Here is a 12,219-nt window from a genome sequence, read left to right on the forward strand (position 1 = left end):
AGGCATAACGCTGAAAAGGTGCTTACATCAATGCTTAATGTCATGTCGCCACCAGCAAGGATGAGGATTTAACTTGGCCACTCTTACGGATAAAGAAATCGAAGCCCTGAAAATCGAGAATTTCATTTTTCACGTGGTGCATCATCGAGCCGATGATCCGATCCTTTTTGACGACACCCCCTTAAGCACCTTCGAGCCGTTCTTCATTGACCGCATCAAAGAAACCCTCAAGGGCAATAAATTCTCTTTCGCTGAAATATCTCAAGTAAAGGCCAAATTGAATAGTTGGGAAAAGGGCGAGTCGAATTTTGTCGATATCTCCAAGAGCTTGGCGCGGCAATTTCATCGCCTTGGTGATAAGCGGATGAAGTCAGGCGTGTTGATTGTAATTGGTTTAATTACAGGGGCTAAAAAGTTTTATTCCTTAATCAAGTACGACTCTGAAAAAGTCGTGACATTTGAAACTAAGGGCGCCCAGGCAATACTTCAGGCAGTTACTAACAACTTTACTGAATCACCAAAAGCGTTGCAGAAATCAGCTCTTATTGATTTGGATTCCAAAGACTCAGAAGTAGTGATCATTGATAAAATGAGCCGCTCAGGAATCAGTGATTTCTTCAAAGAATTCCTGGGAGTAGAGCGCCTCCGGAACTCAAAGGAAATGACGGTAGATTTGGTTAAGGCAATCAAAAAAACTGTAAGGACACACCTGGGTGATCTGCCGCCTGCTATCACATCGAAGGTCGCTGAGAAAGTCGTTGAGATTGCGAAAAAGCGTAAAGACTTTGAAGTCGACGAATTCTTCACAGATTTTTTTGGCATCAATGGCCAAGATGAAATCAGGGCGACCTTTGACAAAGAATTGGAAAGCCTAAATTTGACTGGTGAGGTGTTCTCCTATGATGAGGAAGAGCTACCTACCAATGAGGCAAAGAAATACGTAACAAGTGAAGGCATAACCATCAATATGCCTGCGCGGGCAAAGGGAAGCTTAACTATTGAAAATGGAAAGGATGAAACTGTTATTACTATTCGTACAAGTCGCTTGCGTGAATCATGAAACAGCTAGCGCTGGAACTTCGCAGCTTCTTTGAGCGACTTACGGCGTCAGGTGGTTCTGCGCAGGTTGAAACTACTCATATTTTTCGAATTGATGAAGTAAGCGTTACATCTTCAGGGTTTGTTCGAGAATTGAAAGATCTTGCCCAGCGTGTTTGTTCTGTGGGCATCGGAAAGATGGAGCTTTTTGGAGAAGTTTCCGACAGCATCGAGATCAAAGATTTCGATTTGGAGGATGTGGAAAATGACAGACTGACAGTCATCTTGGAGAAGCCAACGGATGATGGCTGGTGTTATTTCCTAACTTTAAAAGGTTTCGAAAACTGGTTGAGGACAAACCAATTTTCAGCACAGAACTCACAGAAAAAAATGTGCGTGTGGGTTGCAGGTGAAACCTTTGAATTTTCCACTCATCAGTTCCTAGTGAAAAAAATGGGTGGAGATAAAAATTTACCGACCGCCACCCAATATCCTGAAAAACCTTGGAAAATGGTACGGGATCTTACCCACTCCCTTACCCCTCCGTCGCTTGAGCCATGGCTGCTGACTGCTGAGCCAATTGCTGAAAGCGAACCTTTTACAGCCTGGAAACGCGTGGCGGTGGAAAAGCTTTCCTTTTGCTTGCCAGCCGAGATTCGCAAGGAAGATGATGAGACTCATGTAATATTTCGAGGCGGGCGCTCACTCCCCATAGCTATAGACCAGCCTATTAACTGGGCTGATATCAATTTTGAGACGCTTCACGACACCTGCCAGTGGATCTACTCCACCCCTAGGGAGTGTGAAACGAAATTCCAACTTTTCAACAACCACATTGCTATCAACTGGAACAGTGGGACGACGTGGCCCTCTGGCTCAACGCCACTCTTAAAAAATAGCCTCTCGGGGGCCAAGGAAGCGTTCGCCTTTCATCTCCAGGATCAAAGCAAGGAGGCTGTCAAAAGCTTAGGGGATCTGCGCAAGGGTTTGCAGGACGAGGTTAATAAGACACAAACTGCGACAAGGGATTTAATATCAGCTCTCTGGCGTGATTTCGCGGTGGCGGGTGTTGTTTTAGCTCTCAAGGCTCCGATAGCGACTGCAGGCGTGGCCGATACAGCTACCACGATTCTGTATCTCGGTGTCTCTGCACTTCTCATATTGAGCATAGTTATCAACACTCTATCAACCTTGCGTTTTAACAGTCTAGCTGACAGCAGTAGAGAAGGGTGGCGGAAGAAGATCTACAACTTTATGTCTGCCGACGACTGGAAGCGCTTGGTTGAAAAACCTATATCGTCCGGACGCACCGTTTACTGGCTTGCTTGGACTGTGTGCTTCTGTCTATACGCAGCCATTGTCCACTACTTCCTATCGCTTGCGGCACCTAGCTTCGTGGCGAACCACGTCGATTATTATTTTTTCTGCGCGTGGAGTTACATCACAGTCTTTCCTTTATGAAAATATAAATAAAACTGCGGCTGAATCTTTATGGTGCAGTGTTACTACACAGATATTTAGAAACTATTCCAGGAACCATCAAGGGGTTGCCTCAACATCAGAAGATAGCCTGGCTGAAGTTGGGGGCTATAGTCATTATTGGTCGCATTCCGTTGCTCAGCGTAATGTACCCAAATAGGGCCATTAAGCCCAAAAACGATGGTTAATGTCCCGTATTGGGAACATTAACGTTGCGAGTCATAGCCACGTACACCATCGCACCGCCCTAGGACGGCAATTGATTCTCTGATTCGCGGGCCTCATGGCGAGCCCAGCGCAAGGTAGCTATCGACATGAATTGCCTAATAGCCAACGCACCACGTTCATTTCTGGCTTTCGACCCAGGCACGGTCAGCGCTGCCTCTACCTTGGCACGACTTGCTTCGTACATTGCAAATGCGTTGAACTCAAAATCAAGCAGTACCAAGAGCACAGTATCAAAGGGTTGTCGTAGATCAATTGCACCCATACGGCCCGTAATCTTTTGCGGGTTCAGGATACAGCGCCCCTTGATCTGGATTCTCGCGACGCCAACTTCCAGCGTCTCTGTAGCGTCGTAACCTGCCTGCCTTGCAGGATGTAGTAACAGGCCGAGTCTAGTGGCAGCTTCGTACTCTGCGATCTCGCCTGTCACGCCCAGCGGCTTGCCGGTCAGGCGATAGAATCTACGCGCGAGCACCTTGGCCTCTTTCAAGATCTCTAGGATTTCATCCTGGATCAATGCAGCCTGCTGAGGTTCGTTGCCATGACTGAGTTCAGTCATCTGCAAACGCCTCGAGCGCAGTGAGCAGCTTGGCAAGCTCAGTCAGGTTGGCTGCAGTCACGATGTCATATTCTCCTCGACTACTCAGCCGATACACCTCTCGAGCCTTTTTGACACGTTCCAGCAGAGGGACGACTATGCCTGACGCCCTTTCCAGAAACTCGTTGATGTCAGCCCGTGTCTGAGGAATTTTGTAGCCTTTGGCCGCGCTTGTGATAATCACGTCCGAATCGCGAAGCTTGGCGATGTCGCTGGAGCGGATCCTCTGGTCGTTGATATCTCCGAAGCCGCTATCTTTTAGGTGGCCGACTATTTCTGCGGTTGGCACGTAGTCTTTGGTGACGAATTCGCTTTGGAATCTCAGGAACCGCAAGATGCTCAGCTGCAGGCGCTCATCCTCATTAGGGTGCTCACCAGCCCTTTCGCTAAAAAGGTCAGCCTGGCGGAGAGCTTCTTGGTGTACCTGGTAGTCTGCATACCCAGATTCATCCGCCGGCGGCGGCAGAAGAGACTGGTACTTGGATGGCCACTCAAGCATTCCAAGGGTCAGGCTTCGTAGAATCTTTTTGTAGGCAAGAACTGCTTCTTCCGATGCTTTCTCTTCGTAGATCTGAGCGACTGAGCCAGCAAAAAAATCTGCAACCTGAACCAAGACGTTGTCCTTACTGGCCATCGTCTGGAAGGCATCTTTATCGCCAAATAGGTCATCGACGAACCGTTCTGAAACGTAGCTTTTGAGGCTCTCCTGAAATTCCTGGCCACCATGCTCGTCTACGATCATCTGGAGGTTTGGGTATGCGCGGAACAAACGTTCATAGAGCAACCCATTCACATATTTTATGAATGAGGTCTTGAAACGAAGGCCACCGTCTTTGCGAATTTGGGACTTATCAACGACGGTGAAATAGAGCCTGAATGGCAGATCGGCTAGCTCGTTTAGGATCCGGGCACGGCGATCTGAATCCTTGGGCTTAAGATTGCTGGATTTGATCTCGCCCGTTTGAAAATGCCGCTCGCGGAGTGCTTCAGCTTGGGCATAAGCAGCCTCCAGGTCTTTCTCTGCCACTAGAATGGAGCAGACGATGAAGAAGCTCGAGCTTCCACCCTTTGACGTATCTAGGTCGGAATTCCCGGACTCATCCACGAAGGCATATGTTCTGTCCATGAGCTTGCTCCATCAACAACGTACTGAGCGCGGCGGGTCGCCCAATGACAAGGTGGCGAACTTAGTTCGTCGCAGTGGTAGTGCCTGGAGCGGGGCCTTCGCTGAACGTGTAGTTGATGACCACGTCATTTCGGATCAAGACGTCGAGGGTCTTCTGAGTGCCCGTAGTCGTCACCTTCATGGTGACCACGTAGCTTTGGGCATGCGCTGAGCCATTGGTGTAGGTGTAGATCCACTTCTCGTCAGTCTCGCTGACTGCGCTCTTAGCGTAGGGCTCACCAAACAGCGACTTCAACTCAGTAGTCGTCGTTTTACCTTTGGTGATGCTCGCTACACTGGCCGACGGAAAGTCTCGCCCTGCGGTGTAGTGGGACGTAGCACAACCGCCAAGTGCGACACAGATCCCTATTACTGCGATGAGCTTTTTCATATCCATCCTTGATCGTAGAAAGCTCCAAATCTAGCTGGCATCGAGGCTAAAAGCCATCACCAAGGTGATCAGCTACTTTCGTGCATTCGCAGATAATGCCTTGCACATGTAGCAAGCCGAGCCAGGGCAAAGCCCCCTGAACTGCTCCGTCTGAGAAATAAGAGGTGGCGCAGAGCCTCGTTGATTTACTGCATAGCCCTGCTGCTTAAAAAAGCCTGAAGCAGTTGTTGTCAGCAAATGAAATCGAGCGATTCCCTGCTCGGCGGCTTTCGCTTCAATGACCCGAAGCACCGCGACACCGACCCCCTTCGATCTGAATGTCGACACTACGACCAGAGAACGCAACAACCCGTCCGTACCATGCGTTTCGAATCCTCCCCATGCGACCGTCTCACTGTCCAGTGTGAACTCAAAAAAGGTTCGGCCTGGAAGATCAATATCGTCTGCTGGAAGGTCAGCCAATTTCAGCGCATCACGAAAGCGCTGGGACTGCCCTCCGGCTATTTCCGTTGCCTGGATCATCATATCCCCCTCCATCCTCTCATCTCCGTTATGCCGACACGCATGGAGCGTTAGGGCACATGCCTAAATAGCAGGCATTATATTCGCTTTACCGAATATTCGCCAAAGCGTATATTCGATTTTCCATATGCGTCGAGTTCCACCATGAGCCCTGCTATCAAAGTGCTTTTCGTGTGCGTTGCCAACTCAGCCCGCTCCCTGCTTGCAGAGGCTTTGCTGCGGCACACCGACCCGCGCTTCGAGGCCTTCAGCGCAGGATCTGAACCGTCTGAGGTTGATCCGCGCACCACTCAGGCATTGGAGGCAGTTGGAGTCGATGCAACGGGCCTGCGCAGCAAGTCCCTCAGCGAGTTTCAAGCTGATCGATTCGATTACGTAATCACTCTTTGTGATAAATCCGCAAGCGAGTGCCTACCAATGCCCAATGCAGGTGAAGTCATTGCCTGGGATTTTCCTGACCCAGTAACTAGCGATGATCCTGGCGCATTTCGCCACACGCTCCACGACATCCACGAGCGCATCAAGCTCTTCGTTTTGGTCAAGACGAAACACCTGGAGGATCTATGACAGAACCCATGAACCCCACCACCTTATTCAAGTGCCTGGCGGATGACACCCGAGCAAAAATTTCGCTGCTTGTCGTGAGTGAAGGTGAGCTGTGTGTATGCGAGCTGACGGCAGCACTTGACCTGAGTCAGCCGAAGATTTCTCGTCATTTGGCGCTGCTGCGCTCCGCCGGTTTGCTGTTGGATCGTCGCCAAGGCCAATGGGTGTATTACCGACTGAATCCTGATTTGCCCGAGTGGGTGACGGCAGTTTTGAAGGAAGTGGTAGACGCCAATCAGCAATGGCTGGAAACCGAGGCTAAGCGCCTCTGCGGCATGAACGACCGTCCGATCAACCAAGCCGTGTGTAGCTGATTCACGCCCAACCGGATTAATGAAATGCTGATTGCCGTATTGATCTTTATTGCCACCATCGTCCTTGTCATCTGGCAACCCAAGGGGCTTGGGGTTGGCTGGAGTGCGATGTTCGGTGCCATCGTGGCGTTGCTGGCAGGTGTCGTTACGCTCGCAGACATACCGGAGGTATGGCGCATAGTCTGGAACGCTACCGGAACGTTCATCGCGGTCATTATCATTAGTCTGTTGCTTGATGAGGCAGGCTTTTTCAAATGGGCTGCGCTGCATGTAGCTCGGTGGGGAGGCGGGAGCACCCGCAAACTGTTCGCATTTATCGTCCTTCTAGGCGCAGCGGTGTCGGCCCTGTTCGCCAATGACGGAGCAGCATTAATCCTTACGCCCATTGTGATCGCGATGTTGCTGGCGTTGCGTTTTTCTCCTGCGTCTACTTTGGCATTCGTCATGGCAGCCGGTTTTATCGCCGACACGGCGAGCTTACCGCTGGTGGTTTCCAACCTGGTCAACATCGTTTCTGCCGACTACTTCGATATAGGCTTCAACGAATATGCATCGATCATGGTGCCGGTAAACATCGTCAGCGTGGCGGCAACGTTAGCCATGCTGCTGTGGTTTTTCCGCAAGGATTTACCAAAGACCTATGACCTCAACCAACTGGACAATCCGGACGAGGCAATCCACGACCGGGCCACTTTTGTAGCCGGCTGGTGGGTGTTGGCACTACTCCTGATCGGCTTCTTTGTCATTGAGCCATTGGGGGTGCCGATCAGCGCCATTGCAGCGGTCTGTGCATTCATTCTTTACGTCATCGCGGCTCGTGGTCACGCCATCAACACAAGCAAGGTGCTCAAAGAGGCGCCATGGCAGGTAGTGATCTTTTCTTTGGGTATGTACCTGGTTGTTTATGGCCTGAAGAACGCCGGCCTGACCGACCACATTGCGCAGATCCTGAACGTGTTCGCCGGTTATGGCGTTTGGGGCGCGTCCCTTGGTACAGGGCTGCTAACAGCGTTGCTGTCTTCGATCATGAACAACATGCCCACTGTTCTGGTAGGCGCCTTATCCATTCATGCCGCTGAAGTCGATGGTGTAGTCCAGCAAGCGATGGTTTACGCCAACATCATCGGCTGCGATTTGGGCCCGAAGATCACCCCAATTGGGAGCTTGGCAACTCTGTTGTGGCTGCACGTGCTCGCCCGGAAAAACATAACGATCAGCTGGGGTTACTACTTCAAGACTGGGATCGTGCTGACCGTACCCATCCTCGTCGCCACATTGTCCGCCCTGGCACTGCGCCTCAGTTTCTGAATCAAGGAATCGTCTGATGAAAGTCTTGTTCATGTGCACCCACAACAGCTGCCGCAGCATTCTGTCCGAGGCGCTTTTCAACCACTTGGCGCCCGAGGGTGTAGAAGCAGTCAGCTCAGGAAGCTTTCCCAGTGGCCGGGTAAATCAACGGGCATTGCAAACGCTGGAGGCGGCGGATATCTCCACGGCGGGCTTGAGCAGCAAGGCTTCGGATGCTTTTGAAGGCTCGCCTCCCGACATCGTGATCACTGTCTGTGACCGGGCTGCGGGTGAGGCATGCCCAATCTTCTTTGGGCCAGCTTTGAAGGCGCATTGGGGTCTGGCCGACCCGTCTGACGCTAGCGGTTCGGAAGCCGAGATCACCGCAGCTTTTGAAACCACACTCGCCAAAATTCACGAGCGCGTGAGCGCATTTCTTGCGCTGCCACTGAAGACCATCAGCGCTGAACAGTTGAAAGCTGAACTGAACCGCATCGGTTCGCTTTAAAGATCAACCGAGGCGGCACCCAACCAGTCGCCGTCGTAGGAGTTTATATGCAAGACACATTGCCGAACGTACACGCCGACCTGATCGACATTCCGTCGCTGGAGCAACTGTCGCCTCGCACGCCTTCGCTCCATAAACCTCGCATTCTTCTGCTGTATGGATCAACGCGAGAGCGCTCATTCAGCCGGTTAGTCACGCAAGAGGCGGCACGCCTGCTGAATGAGTTTGGCGCTGAAACCAAGATCTTTGACCCATCGGGTCTGCCGCTTCCGGATGACGCTGCCGATACACATCCCAAGGTCGCTGAGCTGCGCGAGCTGATGCAATGGTCTGAGGGGCAGGTGTGGTGCTCCCCTGAGCGTCACGGCTCCCTGAGTGCAGTATTCAAAGCCCAAATTGACTGGGTTCCGCTGGCGATAGGTGCTGTACGACCTACGCAAGGAAAGACCCTTGCAGTGATGCAGGTCTGCGGTGGCTCGCAATCTTTCAACGTGGTTAACCAGCTGCGCGTACTGGGTCGATGGATGCGTATGTTCACCATCCCAAACCAATCTTCGGTGGCAAAGGCGTTCACCGAGTTCGACGAGGCAGGTCGTATGAAACCCTCCTCGTACTACGACCGACTGGTGGACGTGATGGAGGAGTTGATGAAGTTCACGCTGCTGTTGCGGGATCGCCAGGATTATTTGGTTGACCGGTACTCCGAGCGTAAGGAGTCCGCCGAAGAGCTTTCCAAGCGCGTCAACCAGCGCTCCATCTAACGTCAGCACGAGGAAGCGATATGAGCCAGATCACGATCTACCACAACCCCGAATGCGGCACCTCTCGCAACACCTTGGAGTTGATCCGTAACAGCGGGGAAGAACCGATGGTTATCGAGTACCTGAAGAACCCGCCTGATCGCACCACACTTGTCAGACTCATTGAGGATATGGGTATCGGGGTGCGGGCTCTTTTGCGTATCAAAGGCACTCCTTACGAAGAGCTGGGATTGGGCGATGCATCGCTGACGAACGAACAGCTCATCGATGCCATGATGGCTCACCCTATCCTGATCAATCGCCCCATCGTCGTGACGCCTTTGGGGACGCGTTTGTGTCGTCCGTCAGAAGCTGTGCTCGATTTGTTACCGCAAGAGCAGCGTGGGAGTTTCGTCAAAGAGGACGGCCAAGTGGTCATTGATGAGCACGGTCGCAGAGTCTGATACGACGACAGTGAGGTGCCGCGATTGAGCCTGGAGGATGCTGGTGAGTCAGAATTCGAAACTTGATGTTGTGGTCATTGGCGGTGGTCAATCCGCGCTGACAGTCGCCTATTTTTTGAAGCGGTCAGGCTTGTCTTATGTGCTGCTCGATGCGGAGTCGGCACCAGGAGGAGCCTGGCGGCATGGCTGGGACTCGCTGCGACTCTTCTCTCCATCGGCATGGAGCTCGATTGCGGGCTGGCCGATGCCTGCCGTATCAGAAGAAACGCCTCACCGTGATGATGTTATCGACTATCTGACTCTGTACGAGCGTCGATATGACTTCCCCATCATCCGATCCACCAGGGTGACCCGTGTCGAAAAAATCGAAGAAGGATTACGGGTTGTCTCCGGGGATAGAAACTGGGATGCCAAGGCGGTTATCAGTGCAACAGGCACCTGGAGCCGCCCATTTACCCCGAGCTATGCCGGACAGGAGTTGTTCGTAGGGCAGCAGCTTCATTCCGCTCATTACGTTGGGCCGAATGAGTTTGAGGGGAAAACCGTCCTTGTCGTGGGTGGTGGCAACTCGGGAGCCCAGATTTACGCCGAGGTTTCTAAAGTGGCTCAGGCAACCTGGGTAACTCAAGAGGCCCCAAAGTTTCTACCTGATGAGGTTGATGGGCGCGTCCTGTTCGAACGAGCTACTGCTCGATTTAAGGCGCAACAGGAAGGTGTGGAGCCTGAACAACCCGCTGGGGGGCTGGGCGACATCGTAATGGTGCCATCGGTGAAGGACGCTCGTGAACGCTGTGTATTGAGCGCAGTACGGCCATTCACGCACTTCACTTCAACAGGCGTTGTTTGGTCATCAGGAGACGAAACAGCGGTGGATGTCGTCATTTGGTGCACTGGGTTTTCTCCAGCGCTCGACCACCTAAACAACCTGGGCATTGTAGGCCAGGATGGCAAAGTGGCTGTGGACGAAAACCGGAGTGTTGCTTCACCCAATCTGTGGCTGGTGGGTTACGGCGATTGGACGGGGCTCGCCTCCGCGACATTGATCGGAGTAACCCGCACCGCTCGAGATGTAGTCAAGCAAGTGCAAACGTATCTCACAGGCGGGGTCTGATAGCGCGCCCTGAAAAGTCGAGTGAGCCTACTTTGATGCGACTTCAAGCTCGGGGAAGAGAATAGGTTCCAGTGGAGGGGTTGCCTGGCACAGCCCGAGCCGCCAATAGCCGACGTCGTGCCATTTCCCAAGCTTGAAGCCTACCTCTGGATACGTCCCTATGTGAGTAAATCCTAGCGACTCGTGCAGGCCCACGCTGCCTTCATTGGGCTGCGCAATTCCGGCGTAAGCTGCGCGAAACCTCTGCTTTTCGAGAATCGGAAGCAAGGTTTCATAGAGTTCACGGCCAACGCCCTGCCGGCGAGCCGACTCGGCTATATACACCGTCACGTCCACAGCCCATCGGTAGGCCGGACGAGCGCGATGCTGGCTTGCGTAGGCATAGCCCTTGATCTCCCCACCTTCTTCGGCCACCAAGTAGGGATATGTCAAAAGCGTTGTCGCTATTCGCTGAGCGATTTCCTCAGCGCTTGGCGGAATCTCTTCGAACGAGATGGCCGTTGTCGAAACTATGGGAGCATAAATGCGCTGGATGGCCTCTGCATCTGCTACCGCTGCCGTGCGGATCTTCAAAGCCATACCGGTCATCCATGATCCAAAGCGGTAACAGTACCTTTTTCGGAGCAAATTTTCGATTTTCCCGCGCTCTCTTGTAGTGGAATTGGGGCATGCAATTATTTCGATAGGTAGTTATCCCAAAAAAACGCCGTGTCGGGTTTTTCACCCTAGTGGCCAACCCATCATTCAATGGTTCGCCACTAGGGTGATGACACCTTTGGTCGAAGGGAAGCTCAAGCAGCCATTGACTCGCATGCTTGTGCGCAAGCTAAGCACGCTTTAGAGCATTGCTGGCAATGCTCTGCTTCATGAGTACCGCACTCCTGACCACATGCCTTGCAAATTTTTGCGCAGAGCACACAAATTTCATTTGCAAAGGGGCTTCCCCGTGCCATCAGGGTCGCTGCGAGCCTACAGATATCTGCACAATCCCTATCGAGCTTTATGCAAGCCGCCATCATTTTCACATCCTGCTCTTCTAGACACGCGGACGCGCAACTCTCACATGCCATAGCACAACGCAGGCATTCCGCAATGCAATCTTCATAGCTACTGTTCATAACCAGTTCTCCGAGGTCGACGGTCGATTCACTTGATGTACCTTTCTCGAAGGTACAATTCGTCCGACCCAAGCGGGTAGGCAGGGTTTCGAGAAAAAAATTACAGTTTTGTAAGGTAGGCAAGCTTTCACATCTCAGCTCGCCTCATCGAGCGGTCGCCCTCAGGCATAGGTCTGGAAATTCGGCTCTCCATGCAGGCGGCAATGCGCGGAGCGAGTGGCTGGAGTAGATGGCCTGCAATCCAAATCACCTATGGCACTCCCGTCATGCTGACCAGTTCCGCCCCACGCCGCTGTCAAAGTTGTAATCGCAGGCTCAGCCTGCTGACAGGTGCAAGTCTCCATCATCCTCATTGAGCCGATGCTCAGACTCTCTTGACTACCGGAGAGCTAATTTTGTTGAGGAAATGCGCCATGAAAGCAACCAATGCTCTGATTCTTACATTCAGTTTGGCTATATCGTCGCTGGCGTTTGCTGAGGGCGGTGGCGACCGTACAGCTGAGCGCATGGAGCGAGCCCGCGAGACGGCGATGTCCACTCTTGTCGCGAGTACAGGAACGCAGCCGAAAGAGGACGTTGCGCAGGAAAAACCTGTGGCTGAACAGCCTAACCATCACTGCTGAGTCGCCCAGCTTACGGAAATGTAATTACCT

Annotated in this window: 16 protein-coding genes; 10 read left to right on the top strand and 6 right to left on the bottom strand. The window is 52.4% G+C overall.

The window, feature by feature from the left end:
- Positions 1 to 73 precede the first annotated feature (73 nt).
- Both BLU24_RS03885 and BLU24_RS03890 read left to right on the top strand, forming a co-directional pair.
- Positions 74 to 1,060, top strand: a complete 987-nt coding sequence (locus tag BLU24_RS03885) for a nucleoid-associated protein (RefSeq protein ID WP_038443875.1) — start codon at positions 74 to 76, stop codon at positions 1,058 to 1,060.
- On the top strand, positions 1,057 to 2,499 hold the full coding sequence (locus tag BLU24_RS03890) for a hypothetical protein (RefSeq protein ID WP_093097695.1): 1,443 nt from the start codon (positions 1,057 to 1,059) through the stop codon (positions 2,497 to 2,499). Before BLU24_RS03885 ends, BLU24_RS03890 begins: the two co-directional genes overlap by 4 nt.
- A 265-nt stretch (positions 2,500 to 2,764) precedes the next feature.
- Here BLU24_RS03890 and BLU24_RS03895 read toward each other — a convergent pair whose 3' ends face one another.
- The 4 genes from BLU24_RS03895 to arsN2 form a co-directional block, all read right to left on the bottom strand.
- On the bottom strand, positions 2,765 to 3,301 hold the full coding sequence (locus tag BLU24_RS03895) for a hypothetical protein (RefSeq protein WP_093097697.1): 537 nt from the start codon (positions 3,299 to 3,301) through the stop codon (positions 2,765 to 2,767).
- Positions 3,294 to 4,466, bottom strand: coding sequence for a DUF3800 domain-containing protein (locus BLU24_RS03900; RefSeq protein ID WP_093097699.1), 1,173 nt, complete (start codon positions 4,464 to 4,466; stop codon positions 3,294 to 3,296). Before BLU24_RS03900 ends, BLU24_RS03895 begins: the two co-directional genes overlap by 8 nt.
- A 61-nt stretch (positions 4,467 to 4,527) precedes the next feature.
- Entirely contained in the window at positions 4,528 to 4,896 is a 369-nt protein-coding gene (locus BLU24_RS03905; protein WP_003395050.1) for a hypothetical protein, read from the bottom strand.
- Between the two features lie 72 nt (positions 4,897 to 4,968).
- Complete coding sequence (arsN2, locus tag BLU24_RS03910; RefSeq protein ID WP_231990189.1) at positions 4,969 to 5,421, bottom strand: arsenic resistance N-acetyltransferase ArsN2; 453 nt, start codon at positions 5,419 to 5,421, stop codon at positions 4,969 to 4,971.
- Between the two features lie 141 nt (positions 5,422 to 5,562).
- Here arsN2 and BLU24_RS03915 point away from each other — a divergent pair, with 141 nt between their 5' ends.
- Genes BLU24_RS03915 through BLU24_RS03945 form a run of 7 tightly spaced genes read left to right on the top strand, consistent with a single transcriptional unit; the run spans position 5,563 to position 10,448 of the window.
- Positions 5,563 to 5,985: an arsenate reductase ArsC gene (locus BLU24_RS03915; protein WP_093097704.1), complete on the top strand. Its 423-nt coding sequence runs from the start codon at positions 5,563 to 5,565 to the stop codon at positions 5,983 to 5,985.
- The gene (locus tag BLU24_RS03920) at positions 5,982 to 6,338 is read left to right on the top strand and encodes a metalloregulator ArsR/SmtB family transcription factor (protein ID WP_074848706.1); all 357 of its coding nucleotides are present in this window, start codon (positions 5,982 to 5,984) and stop codon (positions 6,336 to 6,338) included. Before BLU24_RS03915 ends, BLU24_RS03920 begins: the two co-directional genes overlap by 4 nt.
- A 24-nt stretch (positions 6,339 to 6,362) precedes the next feature.
- Complete coding sequence (locus BLU24_RS03925) at positions 6,363 to 7,646, top strand: arsenic transporter (protein WP_093097706.1); 1,284 nt, start codon at positions 6,363 to 6,365, stop codon at positions 7,644 to 7,646.
- Between the two features lie 16 nt (positions 7,647 to 7,662).
- On the top strand, positions 7,663 to 8,133 hold the full coding sequence (locus tag BLU24_RS03930; RefSeq protein WP_093097709.1) for an arsenate reductase ArsC: 471 nt from the start codon (positions 7,663 to 7,665) through the stop codon (positions 8,131 to 8,133).
- 47 nt (positions 8,134 to 8,180) lie between these two features.
- A complete protein-coding gene (gene arsH, locus BLU24_RS03935) occupies positions 8,181 to 8,894 on the top strand; it encodes an arsenical resistance protein ArsH (RefSeq protein ID WP_093097711.1) in 714 nt (237 codons plus the stop codon).
- A gap of 20 nt (positions 8,895 to 8,914) precedes the next feature.
- Positions 8,915 to 9,337, top strand: a complete 423-nt coding sequence (gene arsC, locus BLU24_RS03940) for an arsenate reductase (glutaredoxin) (RefSeq protein ID WP_093097714.1) — start codon at positions 8,915 to 8,917, stop codon at positions 9,335 to 9,337.
- Positions 9,338 to 9,374: 37 nt separating this feature from the next.
- Entirely contained in the window at positions 9,375 to 10,448 is a 1,074-nt protein-coding gene (locus tag BLU24_RS03945) for an ArsO family NAD(P)H-dependent flavin-containing monooxygenase (protein WP_093097717.1), read from the top strand.
- 27 nt (positions 10,449 to 10,475) lie between these two features.
- On the opposite strand, the gene BLU24_RS03950 is transcribed toward BLU24_RS03945, so the two are convergent.
- Positions 10,476 to 11,027 (bottom strand): arsinothricin resistance N-acetyltransferase ArsN1 family B, encoded by a 552-nt coding sequence (locus tag BLU24_RS03950; protein WP_093097719.1) that lies wholly within the window; start codon positions 11,025 to 11,027, stop codon positions 10,476 to 10,478.
- A 212-nt stretch (positions 11,028 to 11,239) separates the two neighbouring features.
- A complete protein-coding gene (locus tag BLU24_RS03955; RefSeq protein WP_093097721.1) occupies positions 11,240 to 11,566 on the bottom strand; it encodes a four-helix bundle copper-binding protein in 327 nt (108 codons plus the stop codon).
- Positions 11,567 to 11,979: 413 nt separating this feature from the next.
- Here BLU24_RS03955 and BLU24_RS03960 point away from each other — a divergent pair, with 413 nt between their 5' ends.
- Complete coding sequence (locus tag BLU24_RS03960; RefSeq protein WP_093097724.1) at positions 11,980 to 12,189, top strand: co-regulatory protein PtrA N-terminal domain-containing protein; 210 nt, start codon at positions 11,980 to 11,982, stop codon at positions 12,187 to 12,189.
- The last annotated feature ends 30 nt before the right edge of the window (positions 12,190 to 12,219 follow it).

The organism is Pseudomonas sp. Z003-0.4C(8344-21), from assembly GCF_900104975.1.
Taxonomy (GTDB): Bacteria; Pseudomonadota; Gammaproteobacteria; order Pseudomonadales; family Pseudomonadaceae; genus Aquipseudomonas; species Aquipseudomonas granadensis.